The organism is Brenneria populi, assembly GCF_036016195.1.
GTDB lineage: Bacteria > Pseudomonadota > Gammaproteobacteria > Enterobacterales > Enterobacteriaceae > Brenneria > Brenneria populi.
On record NZ_JAYWTM010000017.1, the window covers coordinates 84017 to 102117 of the forward strand.

General features: G+C 53.7%; 16 protein-coding genes. 3 read left to right on the forward strand and 13 right to left on the reverse strand.

The genetic code is table 11. From position 1 onward, the window contains the following. Positions 1–243 precede the first annotated feature (243 nt). Complete coding sequence (glk, locus tag VSX58_RS16070; protein ID WP_327618972.1) at positions 244–1212, forward strand: glucokinase; 969 nt, start codon at positions 244–246, stop codon at positions 1210–1212. Between the two features lie 37 nt (positions 1213–1249). Here the strand turns inward: glk and dcuR are convergent, their stop codons facing one another. The 6 genes from dcuR to ibpA form a co-directional block, all read right to left on the reverse strand. Further along, complete coding sequence (dcuR, locus tag VSX58_RS16075) at positions 1250–1972, reverse strand: two-component system response regulator DcuR (RefSeq protein ID WP_327614799.1); 723 nt, start codon at positions 1970–1972, stop codon at positions 1250–1252. Next, the gene (locus VSX58_RS16080; RefSeq protein WP_327618973.1) at positions 1965–3581 is read right to left on the reverse strand and encodes a sensor histidine kinase; all 1617 of its coding nucleotides are present in this window, start codon (positions 3579–3581) and stop codon (positions 1965–1967) included. The genes dcuR and VSX58_RS16080 overlap by 8 nt, the downstream gene beginning before the upstream one ends. Before the next feature lie 300 nt (positions 3582–3881). Next, entirely contained in the window at positions 3882–5294 is a 1413-nt protein-coding gene (locus VSX58_RS16085; RefSeq protein WP_327614801.1) for a DASS family sodium-coupled anion symporter, read from the reverse strand. A gap of 990 nt (positions 5295–6284) precedes the next feature. Further along, positions 6285–7943, reverse strand: a complete 1659-nt coding sequence (locus tag VSX58_RS16090) for a putative transporter (RefSeq protein WP_327618974.1) — start codon at positions 7941–7943, stop codon at positions 6285–6287. Between the two features lie 243 nt (positions 7944–8186). Then, a complete protein-coding gene (gene ibpB, locus VSX58_RS16095) occupies positions 8187–8657 on the reverse strand; it encodes a small heat shock chaperone IbpB (RefSeq protein WP_327618975.1) in 471 nt (156 codons plus the stop codon). A 113-nt stretch (positions 8658–8770) separates the two neighbouring features. After that, entirely contained in the window at positions 8771–9184 is a 414-nt protein-coding gene (gene ibpA, locus VSX58_RS16100) for a small heat shock chaperone IbpA (RefSeq protein WP_327614804.1), read from the reverse strand. Between the two features lie 393 nt (positions 9185–9577). On the opposite strand from ibpA, the gene VSX58_RS16105 reads away from it, so the two are divergent. After that, a complete protein-coding gene (locus tag VSX58_RS16105; RefSeq protein WP_327618976.1) occupies positions 9578–9928 on the forward strand; it encodes a YceK/YidQ family lipoprotein in 351 nt (116 codons plus the stop codon). Positions 9929–9957: 29 nt separating this feature from the next. Here the strand turns inward: VSX58_RS16105 and VSX58_RS16110 are convergent, their stop codons facing one another. Next, a complete protein-coding gene (locus VSX58_RS16110) occupies positions 9958–11244 on the reverse strand; it encodes a DUF3748 domain-containing protein (RefSeq protein WP_327618977.1) in 1287 nt (428 codons plus the stop codon). Between the two features lie 536 nt (positions 11245–11780). Between VSX58_RS16110 and bhsA the strand changes: the two genes are divergently transcribed. Next, positions 11781–12038 carry a multiple stress resistance protein BhsA gene (gene bhsA, locus VSX58_RS16115; protein WP_327614807.1) on the forward strand — a complete coding sequence of 86 codons (258 nt, stop codon included), beginning with the start codon at positions 11781–11783 and terminating at the stop codon, positions 12036–12038. Between the two features lie 70 nt (positions 12039–12108). Here the strand turns inward: bhsA and VSX58_RS16120 are convergent, their stop codons facing one another. From VSX58_RS16120 to dgoR, 6 genes are all read right to left on the reverse strand, one after another. Then, entirely contained in the window at positions 12109–13041 is a 933-nt protein-coding gene (locus tag VSX58_RS16120) for a 2-hydroxyacid dehydrogenase (RefSeq protein ID WP_327618978.1), read from the reverse strand. 28 nt (positions 13042–13069) lie between these two features. Continuing rightward, a complete protein-coding gene (locus VSX58_RS16125) occupies positions 13070–14380 on the reverse strand; it encodes an MFS transporter (RefSeq protein ID WP_327618979.1) in 1311 nt (436 codons plus the stop codon). A 124-nt stretch (positions 14381–14504) separates the two neighbouring features. Continuing rightward, positions 14505–15653: a galactonate dehydratase gene (gene dgoD / locus VSX58_RS16130; protein WP_327618980.1), complete on the reverse strand. Its 1149-nt coding sequence runs from the start codon at positions 15651–15653 to the stop codon at positions 14505–14507. Next, the gene (locus VSX58_RS16135) at positions 15650–16267 is read right to left on the reverse strand and encodes a 2-dehydro-3-deoxy-6-phosphogalactonate aldolase (RefSeq protein WP_327618981.1); all 618 of its coding nucleotides are present in this window, start codon (positions 16265–16267) and stop codon (positions 15650–15652) included. The genes dgoD and VSX58_RS16135 overlap by 4 nt, the downstream gene beginning before the upstream one ends. Continuing rightward, the gene (locus VSX58_RS16140) at positions 16251–17147 is read right to left on the reverse strand and encodes a 2-dehydro-3-deoxygalactonokinase (RefSeq protein WP_327618982.1); all 897 of its coding nucleotides are present in this window, start codon (positions 17145–17147) and stop codon (positions 16251–16253) included. The genes VSX58_RS16135 and VSX58_RS16140 overlap by 17 nt, the downstream gene beginning before the upstream one ends. Further along, entirely contained in the window at positions 17144–17842 is a 699-nt protein-coding gene (gene dgoR, locus VSX58_RS16145) for a D-galactonate utilization transcriptional regulator DgoR (RefSeq protein ID WP_327618983.1), read from the reverse strand. Before dgoR ends, VSX58_RS16140 begins: the two co-directional genes overlap by 4 nt. Between the last annotated feature and the right edge of the window lie 259 nt (positions 17843–18101).

Sequence of the window (18101 nt, forward strand, 5' to 3'; positions counted from 1 at the left end):
GCCGATGGCGCATGCGCGCTGAACATGGACCATGTCTGGATTTTATCTGGGCGAAATAGCCTACCGCGCTGATTTTACAGTGACCTTCCCCCCCACTTTCTGTTTATATATACCCATAGGTTACATGTCGACGCGCAGACCCCCTTCTTCCATTGGCCGAAGACCCGACAACCGGGGCAGGCGATCTGCCGTTTGAACCAACAGAAAGTAAGATTTTTGCAATCTAAGCGGAGATAATACGTTATGTATCAGTATGCCTTAGTGGGCGATGTCGGGGGGACAAACGCGCGTCTGGCGCTTTGCGCATTAGAAACCGGAGAGATATCAAGCAACAAAAACTATGCCGTCTCCGAGCACGATAGCCTGGAAACCGTTATTCGGCTATTTCTGGCCGAACATCCCTCATTGACCATCAAACAAGGCTGCATCGCTATCGCCTGCCCCATCGTCGGCGACTGGGTAGCCATGACCAACCATAACTGGGCTTTTTCCATCGCCGAGAAAACCCGGAATCTGAATTTTGACCGTCTGGACATTATCAACGATTTTACCGCCGTCAGCATGGCGATACCGACGCTCGGCCCGGATGACGTACTCCAGTTCGGCGGCAACCAGGCCGTCGCAGGCAAACCCATTGCCGTTTACGGCGCCGGCACCGGGCTCGGCGTGGCGCATCTGGTGCCGGCGGGCGGCAAGTGGCTCAGCCTGCCCGGCGAAGGCGGGCACGTCGACTTTGCGCCGAACAGCGAGGAAGAGTCATTAATCCTCAAAATATTGAGTAAGGAATTCGGTCATGTTTCGGCGGAGCGCCTGCTGTCCGGCTCCGGCCTGGTTAACCTGTACCGGGCGATCGTCATCGCCGACGGCAGAACGCCGGAAGCGCTGACGCCGAAGGATATATCCGCCCGGGCGCTGGAAAACAGCAGCGTGGACTGCCGCCGCGCGCTGTCGCTATTCTGCGTTCTGCTGGGGCGTTTCGGCGGGAATCTGGCGTTAACGCTGGGAACCTTTGGCGGCGTATATATCGCCGGCGGCATTGTTCCACGTTTTCTGGATTTCTTCCTCAACTCCGGCTTCCGTACCGCCTTTGAGGATAAAGGCCGGTTTAAAGATTATCTGGCCGATATTCCGGTTTACCTGATTACCCACGCCCACCCCGGTCTGCTCGGGGCCGGCGCATGGCTGCGCCAGGCTAGCGGCTATACGTTATAACATGCCGTCAGGGCCGGAAACGGCCCTGACCCCCGCACTACTCGCAGTATTGACGCATCGCGTCCTGCTTTTCGGGCAGCAGACGGTAGAGATACACCGGCCTGCCGGTAGAGCCATAAAGGATATTGGTGGCGAGAATACCGGTATCCGCCAGGTAAATGAGATACTTACGGCAGGACACGCGGGAGATGCCGATGGCGTTCGCCAGCATTTCCGTTGAAAACTCGGCGCCCTGATTCCCTTCAATCCATTCACACACGGTACGCAGCGTTAAACTGGTCAAGCCTTTTGGCAGTTTCTTACGCTCGCTGGCGGAGTTGCCGTTGGTACGTCTGATCAGGTTATCGATATCGGACTGAGCCACAAACTCACGGTGTTTCAGCAAGTTGGCTTCTTCACGATAGGCGGTTAATGCCTGTTCGAAACGGGAAAACTGAAAAGGCTTAATCAGATAGTCCACCACGCCGTAGTGCAGCGCTTTCTTGATGGAATACACGTCGCTGGCGGATGAAATGATGATCACATCCGTCCTTTCACTGAACTCGCGAATGGTCGGCAACAGATCCAATCCGTTATCCTGCTGCATATAAATATCCAACAACACCAGATCGATGCCTGAATCCGGTTGCATAAGTAAGTTTCGCGCCTGCTGCAACGTGGGTACCGTCGCATAGCAGCTAAATCCGGAAATCTGACTCAGATAAGATTTGTTCAGTTCTGCAACCATGGCATCGTCATCAACAATCAGTACATTAATCATGGTCAAACGGCCTTGCTTGATAAGGTATGTTAACGAAAAACTGGGTATACACCTCAGGTTCCGACTCAAAATCGATATTTCCGCCTATCTTTTCCAAACTCTGTTTCGTTAGATACAGGCCAATGCCCCGGCCGCTGCCTTTCGTAGAGAAGCCCTGTTCATAAATATGTTCCTGGTTCTCTGGTAAAATGCCGGGGCCGTCATCGCCGACGGTGAGATGCAAGCGCCCGTCCTGATGGTGAAAGCTCACGCTGATTTCACAATTTTCCTGCCCGCCGATGGCGTCCATCGCGTTTTCAATCAGGTTGCCCAGCACCGTAATAAGTTCATTGGTGGCATCCACATCATCCGTGTCGAGCAACAGGCTATCCTCGCTGATCGACAGCGTAATGCCCAGATCGCGGGCCCGGTTAATCTTACCCAACAAGAAACCGGCAATCACCGGAGATTTCACCTTACGGATAATCGAACCAATTTCCGCCTGATAGTTATTGGCGGTTTTTAAAATATAAGCCTCTAGCTGGGTGTAATATTTCAAATGCAGCATACCCAATATCACATGCAGCTTGTTCATGAATTCATGCGATTGCGCCCGCAGGGCGTCCGCATAGTAGGACATGCCGGACAGACGCTGCAATAGCTGGCTGACCTCCGTTTTATCACGGAATGTCACGATCGCGCCGATCATATCGCCTTCGACGAATACCGGTACGGTATTCGTCAGCAGCAAATGGCCGTGCACGTTGATTTCCTCATCGCGGCGCGGAATACCGTTCCCCAGAACCTGCTTCAAATGCAAGCGATCCAGCCAGTGCTGGCTGATGCTCTCCGCCGTTTCGTCCGGCGACTGGCTCCCTCCGTGGCGAAATAAGCGTATCGCCTCATCGTTGATTACCGTGATATGGGCGTTGCCGTCGACCGCGATCACGCCTTCCTTAATCTGCTTCAGCATCGCATTACGCTGCTCAAACAGATTCGAAATCTCAAACGGCTCAAAACCCAACATGATGCGTTTAAGTATCTTCACCAAAATCAACGTGCCCAGCCAGCCGACCAGGGCGCCCGCCAGAATCGTCCAGGGGATCATCCAGCGGTTCTCGTTGATCACTTTCTGCACGCTGGTCAACGCAATGCCCAACGCGACAACGCCGACCTGCTGATGATTCTCGTCAAAAACAGGGGTGAATACCCTCAGCGCCGGGTCAAGCGTACCACGGCTGATGGATGAGTTCTCCATCCCCAGCAGCGCGGGGTAGATATCCTGACCGGCAAAGTGTTCGCCGATTCGTTCGCGTTCGGGATGCGTATGGCGAATGGTGTCCATATCGGTGACGGTAATGAAAAGCAGCTGATTACGCAGGCTGATGCGTTCAGCGGCATCCTGTATCGAGTCCGGGTTGCCGATCCCTTTCAGATCGTCAATAACCAGACGCGAAGCGGCAAAAGTGCGGGCAATGGCGAAGGCTTTTTCCCGCAGATGATCTTCAGAGAGCTGGGTAATGCGAAAAAACATTAAGGCGTACACTACCAACAGAACCGCGCCGATCACCGCCGAAACCATCAGAAACACCGATGTCCCCAGCTTCAACGGTGTTTTTTTCTTATTCATGTTGCTCTCCGGAATAACCATCATGACATCATTATCTTATACTTTTTCGCCGCGTTTCGCGTGCAGGCAAACGCGGAATACGCCGGCAACTGGAGGGCAGAGCATGCCATTGCGGATAAAATAAATATAAAAACAATAACGTAAACCGATAGTTTCTCAGAAACCTCCGGAACGACGGGCGAGCGGCTCTGCGGAAGCATCGTCAGCCGGGCCACAGAAAACCACTCCCGTTCAAGCGGCGCCCTTGCCGGCGGCTAAGGCTCTCTGCCGCCGCCGTCAAGGCTCCGGGGAAGACCGGGCTTACCAGTAACCGAGCACCTTCCACCACATGCCGCCAACAACCAGCCAGATAGGGATGATCGCCAGGCTGATAAAGAAGCCGATCTTCCACCAGGTGCTTAAAGGCATGTAACCGCAGCCGAACAGAATCGGCGCCGGGCCGCTGGAGTAATGGGTCGTGGACATAAACAGGTTGCTGAAGATACCGAACACCAGCACAGTGAGCATCGGCGGCGCGCCCGCGGCCAGCGCAATCGATACGAAAATGGCGTACATGGCGCTGATATGGGCTATCGCGCTCGCCATCAGATAGTGGCTATAGTAGTAAACCAGCAGCAGCAGACCGAGCATCGGCAGCCAGTGCATACCGCTGACGGCGCTGCCCGCCATATTCCCCAACCAGGCGATAAGCCCCATCTTGTTCAACTGGCCGGCCAGCGTCATCAGCACGGCAAACCATACCACGGTATGCCAGGCTTCCTTTTCGCTGACGACATCGTCCCAGGTCAAAGCGCGGCTCAAGAGCAGCACACTCAGGCCGGCCAGCGCCGTCAGCGTCGCGTCAATCTTCAGCGTCGAACCCAGCACCCAAAACGTGACCAGCCCCAGGAACACGCCCAGCACCACCCACTCGTTACGGCTCATCGCCCCCATTTCGCGCAGGCGCTCCACCGCAATCGCACGCATTTCGGTGGTCGTTTTCAACTCAGGCGGGTAGAAGCGATAAACCAGATAAGGAATCAGAGCCAGCGACAGGAAGCCGGGCAGCAGCGTAGCCAGCGCCCAGTCCGTCCAGGTGATATGAATGCCGAACTGCGACGCCAGCTTGGCGACCATCGGGTTTCCGGCCATGGAGGTCATAAACATGGCGGAGGTCACGGCGTTGCACTGGAAAATGGACTGCACCAGAAAAGCGCCGATGCGGCGCTGCGTTCCCTTCTCCGGCGTCGAATCATAGGCCTCGGAGATGGAGCGGAACAACGGGGTGATAATCCCGCCGCAGCGCGCGGAGGTCGAAGGCATCGCCGGAGCAAACAGCAAGTCGGTGAAGACGAGCCCATACGCCAGCCCCAGAGAGCTGTTGCCCAATTTGCTGATAAACAGCAAACCGATGCGCCGGCCGAAGCCGGTTTTAATAAAGCCGCGGGAGATAAAAAACGCGCAGGCGATCATCCAGATGGTCGGGTCGCTGAACCCCGCCAGAACGTCTTTGATGGGCAACAGACCCAATATCGAGACCGACGTCAGACTGAACATCGCCATCGCGCCCAGCGGGTAGGGAGAGAGGATTAGCCCCACCACCGTCGCAATAAAAATCGCCATTAAATGCCAGGCTGCGGGAGTCACTCCGGAAGGAACCGGGAGCGCCCATAGCCCGCCGGCGATACAGATAATAACCAGAAGCTTTAACAACCTGCTGTTATTTGCAGACATAAAATACCACTCTTCATTATTAATACGGAATTCGCTAACTAATAACGGATGTTCCATGCGAAGGAGCTGGTATTTATTATTCTTCCTTCATCACGCTATCGATTAATACAGTATTAACGCTCGCAACGGGAAACATCGGCCAAAAAGGTCAAGAAAGTAATGGTAAGGGTGATTTCTCGCCCACTAAATCCTGATAAATCATAGGATCATAATAATGTAACACCGTGACAAACACTGATTACTTTGCTTACTAAATGTGATAATTAGTTTAATTAATAAACAAGAGTTAAATAAATCCCCTATACAATCCTACGTATCCCAATATTCAACAACAATAACAAAACATAAATTTAACGTAAACATTAAAAAATCCGTCTCCAGAAAAAATAACGCTGACGAGAAAGAAAAAACGCGGCCGATGCCGCCGTTAAAAACCACAAAAACCGAATACGATAAAAATAGGCGCGCGAAAAAAGGTATTCATCGATAGATGAGAGAGGGGGAAAATCATTACTCCATGAATCCCAACGTAAAAATAAAAAATATTACGCCGGAATATATGATAAAGAGATTGCAATATTATACGTAGAATCCGTTATGCAACATAATTTATAGTGACGCAGTTCAAATTATCAAAATAAAATGAGCGAGCAACAAAGCCAACGCGCCCGCCACTTGAAAGATGAAGGGTATAATCCTGCGCCGCCAAGTATAAGAAAAAGGCCGGGATCATTCGTCACAATGCCGATCGTTTAAACATCGAGATACACGGGGCGACCACCGGTTTTCCCCTAAAGACCGGCTTAAGTGAAGGGTATTAGGATCATTCGTCAGGGATATAAACGCCGGGCCACCGGCACGCGGGTAAAAATAACGCGCGGCGGAATCGGCGGTTCAGATCTGTATTATTACAGCGCTAGCGGGGCCGCGGAAAAAAAACGCAGCGACAAGCTTCCGCGTCATCATGATGATAGCGGCGAGACGGCGCCGCTATATCGCCCAGAATAAAACCGCCAAAATTTGCGGCGACATAATACGCAGAAACATAACCAACGGGTACACCGTGGCATAAGACAACGCCGCCGCGCCGCTGGTGGCATGCAATCCATTGGCGAACGCCAGCGCGGGGGGATCCGTCATTGACCCGGACAGCATACCGCACAGCGTCAGGTAGTTCATTTTGCCGACAATCCGCGCCAGCACCCCGACGATCAGCAAAGGAGTAACGGTAATTAGCGCGCCGTAGCCAACCCACCAGAGGCCATCCCCGTACAACAACGTCTCGACGAAGGCATCGCCCGATTTCAGCCCGACAACCGCAAGAAACAGCACAATCCCCAGCTCGCGCAGGGCCAGATTAGCGCTGGGCGGCATAAACCAATATAGCTTACCGATACCGCCGATGCGCCCCAGAATCAGGGCGACCACCAGCGGCCCTCCGGCCAGCCCCAGGCGCAGCGCGGCCGGAAAGCCGGGAATAAACAGCGGAACCGAGCCCAGCAGCACGCCGAGGCCGATGCCAATAAACACCGGCAACATCTGCACCTGCTGCAGCTTCTGCTGCGCATTTCCCACGATATCGGCGACCGCATCAATCGCCGTTTTCCGCCCCACCAGATTGAGGATATCGCCGAACTGCAGGCTGGCGTTGTTGCTGGCGATCAGTTCGACGCCGGCGCGGTTTAGGCGGGAAATCACCACATCGTAATTTTGCTTCAGATTTAATTCGCGTATCTTGCGGCCCAGCACTTTCTCATTGGTCACCACCACGCGCTCGACGTGCAGATCGGTGCCGCGGGTCGACAGCGAGGTATCCACTTCATCGCCGATCACCAGCCGCGCCTGCTCCAGATCGTTTTTCGTCCCCACCAGGTGCAAATAGTCTCCCAGTTGAATAATGGTGGCCGGCGAAGGCACCATCAGTTCATTACCGCGCTTCAAACGGGAACAGACAATGGCGTCGCGATTGAGAATCGGCACATCCTGAATCGCCAATCCCTGCAGGTTGCCATTGGTTACGGAGACGTTCATGGTATGCAGCTGCTCATGGCGCATGCCGTTATCGATCTCAAACTGGCGGGCTTCCGCCTCAATCGCCACGCGAAACAGGACGCGCATCAGCCACATCACCAGCAAAATGCCGCAGATACCCAATGGATAAGCCATGGCGTACCCCATGCCCATCTGATTCACCAGCCCGGCGTCGGAACCGAGGTCGCTGAGAATTTGCTGTCCCGCTCCCAGAGAGGGCGTATTGGTTACCGCGCCCGAAAAGATCCCCAAAATAATCGGCAGGGGGACATTGAAGATTTTATGAATGACGGCGGTCACCACGCAGCCGAGCAGTACCGTCAGAATGGCGAACCCGTTAAGACGCAGGCCGGAAACGCGTAATGAAGAGAAAAATCCCGGCCCAACCTGAATACCGATGGTATAAACAAACAGAATGAGCCCGAACTCCTGGATAACAAGCAGCATGTCGTCATTGAGCGCGAACCGGTAATGCTGAGCGACATGCCCGACGATGATGCCGCCGAACAACACCCCGCCGATCCCTAAACCAACGCCGTAAATTCGCCAGTTGCCGATCCATAACCCCAAAACGGCCACCAGCGCCAGCATACTGACGGTCAGCGCGATATCACTCATACTTCGAATCCTTCATCCGATCGAGAGGGGAAGCTGGCATAAGCGGTTCCGTGAAACATCAACAGGGTACCGTTATTGATTCTGGCAGAATAGCCAGGCGGGAAACGTGGCGGGCGACACAAAAAATTTCCAGCATAAAAAACGCCCGCGTAGGCGGGCGTCTTACGGCCATCGCCTGCGCGGGCGACTCATCTTTCTCAGTCACAACGGGGAGCGGCCCCGTATAGCCGTCATATTCGGCGGTTATGACTCGGCCGCAGGCTGCGTCGTCTCCTCTTCGGCCGGCTGGCTCAATACCGGGCGCGCGCCGCCGATGGCGATCCGCTGCGGCTGCAAGGCTTCCGGCACTTCACGCACCATGTCGATATGCAGCAACCCGTTTTCAAACTTCGCTGCAGAAACATGCAGATGCTCCGCCAGCGTAAAACTCAGGGAGAAGGGTTTGAACACCAACCCCTGGTGCAGATATTCCACTTTCTCTTCCGGCGGCGTCGGAGCGCCTTTTACCGTCAGACGCGGACCTTCGACCTCAATATCCAGATCGCTCTGCCGGAAGCCGGCCAAAGCCAGCGTAATGCGATAATGGTTATCGTCTTTTTTCTCAATGTTGTAGGGAGGAAACTCGACGGGTTCCTGACCGCCCTGCATCGAACTGGCCAGTTTGTCAAAACCGATCCACTGACGCAGTAAGGGGGATAAATCATAGTTACGCATACTCATTACTCCTTCTATGAAGCGAGATAATCTCTCCCGGTCACGACAAGGTCACCGGGCCCGTTCCCATGCGGCGAACGAGAGGTGTTTACCTTAATTTGTTACGCTAACGCTTATTTAATTTCGATGCGCCGCGGTTTCATCGTTTCCGGCACAATACGTTCCAGATCGATATACAGCAAACCGTTTTCCAGATTGGCGCCTTTGACCTGAATATGCTCGGCCAGTTGGAACTTGCGCTCGAAATTACGCTCGGCGATGCCCTGATATAGGTAGTTGCGGGCCGCTGACGCATCGGCATGCGCGCCTTTCACGATTAATAAATTATCGTGCGCGGTAATTTCCAGCTCTTGCTCGGCGAAACCGGCGACGGCAATAGCGATGCGGTATTGGTTTTCGTCGACCAGCTCGACATTGTAAGGGGGATAGCCGCCATTACTCTGGGTTTGACCCGTCTCCAACAGATTGAACAAACGATCGAAACCAATAGCGGAACGATAAAGCGGCGAAAAATCGGGGTTACGCACAACAGCCTCCTAAAAATTCAGCGAGGATTCGCAATTAGCCTTCCCTCAGGACAGGCCGTCGTTCGGATGGATACCCTTACGGCATATCTTTCTCTCCGAACCTGTTATCAAAATGGTAGCCGTTCTCAGGTTTTCAATAGGCAAATAGAAAAAATTGTCGCTTTTTATATAAAATTCACCGATAAGGGTTCTGTTATCACATACACTTAAAGCATTCGACGCCATAATGTAATCTGGGCATTACGCTTATCCGGCGCAGCCGCAAAGCTGCCGATGCCTCTGCGCCAATCGGGGTAAGAGAAACCGGCAAGCAAGATTGGTGGACTCTGGCGATAAAGTTATCTTGAAAGTCAGGGCGGAGATGCCCTCCCTACCCCATAACGGACGGTAAGTATGACCATGCTGAAAAGTGCTTTATTCTCTTTCATCATCGCCGGCGGCGGAATGGTGGCGACAAGCGGTTGTTCCAGCGTCATGACGCACACCGGAAACAATCAGGGGTACTATCCGGGAACGCGCGCCAGCATGAACATACTGCGCGACGACGACACCAGCTGGGCGATGCTGCCGCTGGTCGCGCTCGATCTGCCGTTTTCCGCCGTGGCGGACACCCTATTGTTGCCTTACGACTACTACCGGGCGGACAATAAAGACGCCAGCACGCATGACCGTATTTTGCAAAGCGAGCAGCTAAACCAGACGGCCAGCTCGCAGGCCGCCACCGAGCCCAACAATCAGCTGTAAACGAACGTCTGCTTGATAAGCGGCGACCTTCAGTATGGCGTTACCGCCACGACGAATATCTGATTAAAACCGTCGATTTCACGCATATAAGCGATATGCCCCCCGTCCGGGGAAAACACCACCGCATCCGCGCTGGGCGCGATTTCGGTACGCGCGGTCTGGCGGACTAATTTCCCGCTATCGGCATCGCACAGCATAATGCTGTTATCGCAAACAAAGGCTAATTTACGCTCCCGCGGATGCCAGTTAAAAGCCGACTGAATGCCGGATTCGGCGGCGGTAATCCGCCGGGGTTCGCCGCCGTTGGGCGAAACCGACCACAGTTGCACAATCCCCGCATCGTCTTTCATTAAAAAAGCGATCTCGCTGCCGTCTGGCGAGGCGCGCAGCCAGTGACGGGGCTGATTCACCAAACCGGGATAACGCCGATGATGGGTAAACGTCAACCGACGCTGCTGAACGCCCAAAGGCGGGGCGGGCATGGTGGTCGGCGTGCCCGCCAGCGGCGCGTCGCCGGCTCGGGCGTAATCGGCCAGTTGTTCGGGTAAATCGACCAGGAACACTTCAGGGACTCTCCCGCCGTCGGCCGCGCGCGTATCGCCGATAAAAGCCAGAGCCCAGCGCTGCCGCGTGCCATCCGGCCGACGGTACCCCGCCGAACCGACCCAGCCCTCTTCGTAAGCGCGATCGATATCGTCGCTGCCAGGGCGGGGATGCGGCGTAGTGCGGCTCACCAGCACGCAATAATGGCTGCCGTCATACTCGCGGGGATGCCGCTTCGCGATCGATACGGAGCGCAGCGGCACGGCGACGCCGACGTTGCGTAAATCCAGCGACGGATCGTATTCATGCAGCACATGGTCGTTATAGGTAAAACTCAGGCGGCTGGCGTCCGGGCTGAAGACATGCACGTGCGAGCCGCCGCGCAGCGCTCCCGCCTGATAAGGCGGCGTAATCGCAAGCGCATCCAGCGTTGTCGCTTTGTCACGCTCCCCGTCGCGGACTATCACTCCCCGGCGGTGATGAAAATCATATCGCCAGCGGCTATCCGGGTTTTCCGGCCCGTGGATAAACGCATAGCGCAGCGGCGCCGCCGGACTACAGGTTACGACGCCCACATGCGCGCCGTCGCGCGCACGATAAATCACTTCGCTTTCCCGGCTATGTATATTTACCCGTTCGATCGTCTCTCCGGTGAACAGAGCCCCTTGAGGGCGAACATCATAAACCAGCCAGTTTCCATCACATGACCAGACGTTAATATTAGTGATCTGATGTCCGGCGGCATTAAATGTTAACTGTAACTCTTCGTGCAAAATATCACCCCATCCATTTCGTTTACTCTATCAGCAAACGCTAACCGCTCACTCGCCATAAGTTGCCATAAAAACCGGCCTGGGCGCGACCTCCGCCGCGCAATTTTCTTCGCGCGCGGCGCCGGCCGGCGTTGCTACCCGTTGCCGGCCGCAGAATGGCGCATTCGACATAATCAGCCTTATGGATGAAAATTGGCGAGGATAACGCCATAAATAGCCGACACTTAGCGATAAAATCAGAAAATAACGCTATTAAATAAAATTTAAATAGAATTAAATATCAAAAAATAATCATATTTAAACATATAAAACCGTATAATCAAAAAATATCAACACATTGTAAATATTTTTCAGTTTTATGTATAACCATTTGTTTTATATTTAAAAAATAAGAGATAACGAGATTGTTTTTATTCAAAAAAATTGAATAATGATGTCAGAAACATTAGATTTTCAGTCTGTAAACATCGGCGTAACCTTTCTTCCATCGAAAGGCGATGACCTTTCATTCCATCACTCTGAACAGGATAACTATTATGAAAAACATCAAAACTATCGCCGCCGCCGTTGTTCTCGCCACCGTATCTTTCGGCGCTTCCGCTGCCGAATATGTCTCGGCGCAGCAGGCCAATCAGTTGAACAAAGTGGGCGTGGTTTCCGCTACGGCGTTCGATCTGGACTCGCTGAAAGCGCAGTTGGCTGAAAAAGCCGATAAAGCGGGCGCCAAGGCCTTTACCATCACTTCCGCCACCGGCAACAACCAGCTGCGCGGCACCGCGGTAATTTATAATTAATCATACGCAATAATAAGAACTAAACGGGTTTTCCCACATTAGGCGAAAACCCGTTTTTTTTGTCGTTAACTTAAGGGATTGGAGTAACCAGCGCCTGCCCGGCAAACCAGGCGTTGACATTTTCCATCACCAGACGCGACATCTCTCCGCGCGTCGACCAGGTGGCGCTGGCCATATGCGGCGTTACGACCACATTCGGTTTCCCCAGCAGCCCCGCCGGCACATTGGGTTCATGGGCGAAAACATCCAGGCCCGCGCCGGCAATGGTTCCCTGTTCAAGCGCCTCAATCAGCGCCTGCTCGTCCACCACCGATCCGCGGGAGATATTAATCAACATCCCATCCGCTCCCAATGCGCGCAATACGTCGCCATTGACCAGGCATTGGGTATCGGAACCACCCGGCGTACACACCACCAGATAATCGCTGGCGGCCGCTAAGGCCTCCACCGTCGGATAAAAGGCGAAATCCACATCGTGCGCCGCCTGACGATCGGTATAAGCGATAGTTAAATTAAAACCCAATGCCCGTTGCGCCACCGCGCGGCCAATTCGCCCCAGGCCGATAATTCCCAGCGTCGACCCCGACACTTTACGCGTCCACATATAGGATTGCCGTTTCCAGCCGCCTTGCTGAATAAAGGTTTGCGCATCCACAATTTGTCTGGACGTCGCCAGCAACAGCCCAAGGGCCAGATCGGCCACATCGTCGGTCAATACGCCGGGCGTATGCGTCACCGCAATCCCTCGCGCCTTCGCCGCCGCGACGTCCACGCCGTCATAGCCCACGCCGAAAACCGCAATCAGCGCCAGATTAGGCAAAGTGTTAATGAACTCCCGCGTCACCACCGCTTCGCCGTTGGTGATGACGACGCGAAACTCCTCCGCCAACTGCGAAAATCCGGACGGCGTCAATGCGGCGTATTCATACACGTCATACAGCGCATTCAGCTCTTCGTCTAACTGTGCCGGTAGCGATGCCTGCTTTAATATTTTATGTTTCATAATTAACCTTAATACATAAGCCTTAAAACTATGAGAGTGAAGAGACCGATGTGCTCTGACCAATAGACTTGCCAGGGCGGGCAATAATAATTCCGATAATTCCGCCAATGATTAACGCCACCGCGACAATCAATAGTCCATACTCATAACTGTTTGTCGCATCCTTTATTTTCCCCAGAATAGGAGGTAGCCCCAGACCGGCGAAATTAGCGATTGCATTAATAAACGCAATGGACGCCGCCGCCGCCACGCCTGCCAATTTCTCTGTCGTAACCGCCCAAAATATCGGAGTTAATGCAAAATTAAACCCGACCGTCAGCACCAGAAGAATATAGGCGGCAAACAGATTGCTGGTATAAATCGATGTCGCCAGCAATATTCCGGAAAAAATAAGCGGCAATCCCATATGCAACGGACGTTCTTTAGTCAGATCGGAGTGGCGTCCATTTAAATACATAAAAGCCGCTGCAAAAATAAAAGGGATAGCTGACAATACACCGATGATAAAATTGCTCTGCTCGGTTACGACGCTTTTTATAATCAGCGGCAGGAATAGCGTAATGCCAATGGATCCAAATGCCTGCAAGAACCAAACCACGCTCAGCAACAATACGGTTTTATTTCTTAATGCGCTGCCCCATGAATGCGTTTTCCCCACTTCAACGCCGGCATTATCTTTTTTCAACTGTGCCATTAGCCAGCTTTTCTGAGATTGGTTTAACCAGTCGGCATGTTCCGGCGTGTCCGGCAAACGCCACAAAACCAGGCAGCCCAGCACCACCGCAGGTATCCCTTCAAGGGCAAACAGCCAGCGCCATCCGGCGATATCGGCAATGCCGTGCATATTGAGGATACTGCCCGAAATCGGCAGGCCGATAACCGAGGCCAGTACGGATCCCATATAAAAGAACGACATGGCCCGCGCGCGATTGCTTTTAGGGAACCAGCAGGAAATATAATAGATAATCCCCGGCGTAAACCCGGCTTCCGCCATGCCTAATAGAAAGCGCATAACATATAATTGATTAGCGCTTTGAATAAATGACATGCCGGCGCTGATAATCCCCCAGGTTATCATAATCCTGGCGATCCAAATACGCGCCCCGACTTTAGTCATTAAAATATTACTGGGTACTTCAAATATAATATAAGAAATGTAAAACATTCCCACGCCAAGCCCATACATACTGGTTGAAAGGCCCAGGTCGGCATTCATTTGCAATGCGGCGATAGATATATTGGTTTTATCTAAATTAGCAACAAAATAACATATAATTATAAATGGTATTATCTTCGCATTAAGTTGCTTGAGGGTTGTCGAGTACAGATCGGCAGTCATTATTTATTACCTCAAATAATAGGGTATTCAGCATTACAGCAATAACAAGCCGCGCCACTGAATACACAGTGACAATTAAAATAAATTTAATTTTTATTAATTACGTTTTATTAATGTTGGCCAATTACCATTCAGCTACGGCGCCGTCAGAATAACGCCATACCGGGTTACGCCAGTCCGGCGCATGTTTACTACGTTCAATCACCAGCTCTTCATTAATTTCCACCCCCAGTCCTGGTTTATTCAACGGGTAGAAATGGCCGTCGCTCATGGCGAAGTCCTCTTTATTCACCACATAATCCAGCAGTTCCGCGCCCTTATTATAATGAATTCCCATACTCTGTTCCTGGAACGCCGCGTTGCGGGAAACGAAATCAAGGTGCAAACACGCGGCCAGGGCAACCGGTCCCAGCGGACAGTGCGGGGCCAGCGCCACATCATAGGCTTCCGCCATCGCGGCGATTTTAAAGCATTCGGTAATGCCTCCCGCGTGGGATAGGTCGGGCTGGATAATCGCCAGACCGCCGTCCGCCAAAACGCGTTTGAAGTCAAAACGCGAAAACATACGTTCTCCCGCCGCAATCGGCAGATGCGTCTGCGCTGCCAGGCGCGGATAATACTCGGCCTGTTCGGCCAAAACGGGCTCTTCGATAAATAATGGACGATAAGGCTCCAGCTCTTTGATCAGGATTTTCGCCATCGGCGCATCAACGCGTCCGTGGAAATCCAGCCCGAACTCAATACGATTGCCAAAGGCTGCGCGAATTTCCGCCACCACCGCGACCGTGGCGTCGACTTTGCGCGAATTATCGATAATGCCCATCTCTTCGCAACCGTTCAGCTTAAAGGTATCAAAGCCAATTTCGGTCAGCTTATTGATGCCGGCGATGACTTCCGAAGGACGATCGCCGCCCACCCAGCTATAGGCCTTGATTTTATCCCGCACCAGACCGCCCAACAGTTGATAGACCGGCACGCCAAGCGCCTTGCCCTTGATATCCCATAACGCCTGATCGATACCGGCGATGGCGCTCATCAAAATCGGGCCGCCGCGGTAAAAACCGGCGCGGTAAAGCACCTGCCAGATATCGTTTATCCGCGCCGGATCCTGACCGATCAGATAATCGGCAAGCTCATGCACGGCGGCCTCGACCGTACGCGCTCGGCCTTCTATCACCGGTTCGCCCCAGCCGACAATGCCTTCATCCGTTTCAATCTTCAGAAACATCCAGCGCGGCGGCAACCGGTAGGTGGTGAGTTTGGTAATTTTCATTGAACAGCATCCTTATAAGCTTTAACAAATGCACGAGCGTGTTGTGCGGTAACGTCAACAGATTGGCCGGCGCGATAGAGGTCGCCGCCCAGCCCCGCGCCGATGCAGCCGGCGCCAAGATAATCCGCCAAATTCGCCGGCGTCACGCCCCCGACGGCAAACACCGGGATCTCTTTTGGCAACACCGCCTTCAGCGCCTTGATGTAACCCGGGCCAAAAGAGACGGAGGGAAAGATTTTCAACGCCTGGGCGCCGGCATCCAGTGCAGCGAACGCCTCCGTTGCCGTCGCGCAGCCGGGACAAACCGTCATGCCGTGATCAACTGCCCGGCGGATCACCGCCTGATTGGTGCTCGGCGTAACCACCAATTTGCCGCCAATATGATTCAATTCATCAACCTGCCGCGGCTTCAGCACCGTACCCGCGCCGATCAGCGCCCGGCCGCCGAAACGCTCGATCGTCAACTGAATGCTGCGGTAGGGGTCCGGCGAATTCAGCGGAATCTCCACCGCGTCAAAACCGGCCTCCAACAGCACGGCGACGTGCGCCAGCACCTCTTCCGGCGTGATGCCGCGCAGAATGGCGATTAAGGGGAGATCAGTATTCCAACTCATTCGCAATACTCCTTATACCTGCCTGAAAAGCCTGGTCGCCGTCGAGCGGCTGAAAGCGCAGTCCGGCTTTAAGTAACGCCTGTTGGTAACGCGCGCCAAGGGCGGGATTGCCGATAACGGTTACGGTAGTCCCGGCGGCGACCTGATATTGACGCTGCATCTGCGCCACTTCATTGCCGATCAGCAATCCGGACAACCAGTCGCTGACGGCGCTTTTTTCCAGCCGCCCCAACACGTGCGCCGCGCGGGTTTCAAACAGGCAACGGATAAGGTTTTCATCAGCGAATCCCTGCTCCAACCCGCGTTGAAAGGCGTCCGGAGACGGACGCTGTTCGCCGATGCCGACGCCGATCAGCGACTGCTTTATCAGCAGATGATGAAGTTCGCCGGTCATCACGGTACGAAAATCGATCACGGCGTCGCCATCCGTTCGCACCCATTTGGCGTGCGTGCCCGGCATCAGGTAGAGCGACGACGGGCATTCGCGGTAAGCGCCGATCAGCTGCGTCTCCTCGCCGCGCATCACATTACGGTTATCTTCGCGATCGATGCTCAACCCGGGAATAATCCAGGCCGCCAGCGGTTGCGCCGCGTCCACTCGGGTTAAGCGGCGCGCCACCTCCGTCAAGCGGATCGGACACGGCAGGTAAGGCACCGACAGCCAGCCGGCATTGCTGCCGACCATGCCGGCCATCAATACCGGCACGTCATGTTGCCGCCAGGGCGCGACAATATGCTGAAAAACCTGCTGCGGCGTTTGGCCGCTTAAACGCGTTACCCCGGCCTCGGACCGCGTCTTATCGACGCAGACGCCGTCCAGATAAAGCCAGGCGCGCAAGTTGGTCGATCCCCAGTCAATCGCGATATAACCGTCATTCATGTAATATCCTTTAACCGTTTGGTCGAGCTGGCGATCATACCGAATGCCGCCCGTTCCGCTGCTTCAACATCCTGATGCCGGATGGCATCATAAAGATCCTGGTGTTCACGCAATGTTCGCGGCATATTTTCGTTATCCGGCATATAGGTGCGTTCAAATACTGCCCGTTGCAACGAGCTGATCGCCACGCTCAATTGCTGCAATACGGGGTTATGTACCGATGCCAGCACCGCTTCGTGAAAACGAATATCCGCTTCATTAAACGCATCACGGTCCTGGTGGTGCGTAACCATGTCGTTCAGCGCCTGTTCAATCACCGCCAGCTCGCTGGAGGTCGCCCGTTCCGCCGCCCAGCGGGCGATGGCCGGTTCAACCAGATTACGTACTTCGCTCATCGCCCCGATCAGGCGCGGGTCGTAATCGCTGCTCAGCACCCATTGCAAAACGTCGGTATCCAGGTAGTTCCACTTGTTGCGCGGAGCAACGAATGCGCCGCGATAGCGTTTAACCTCAATCAGGCGTTTCGCCATCAGCGCGCGGAAAACTTCGCGAATAATGTTGCGCGAGGTCTGAAACTCTTCGCACAGTTCCGCTTCCGCCGGCAAAGGCGCTCCCGGCGCGTACTTACCGCCGACAATCTGTTGGCCGATAGCCAGAATGATGCGGTCGGTTTTGCTTAGTTCATGTTTGTTCATCGTCACCTCAGCGGAATAAAAACACGTTGCTACATATCGCTGCTACTTTACCCGGCACACCGCTGAGCGTCGCTGAAGTGCTGCACAATATTTATCACTGTTCCTTCTTCTTGCTGATGATTGTAGTACCAATAAATAAATCAGTACTACAATCAAGATCACAAAACAGGCAATTTAACAAAATAGACATGAATATATTCGAAAGATTTTTACAAAGTGGGCCGGAGTGGAAAGGAAAATGCGCCATCCATGTCTTTTC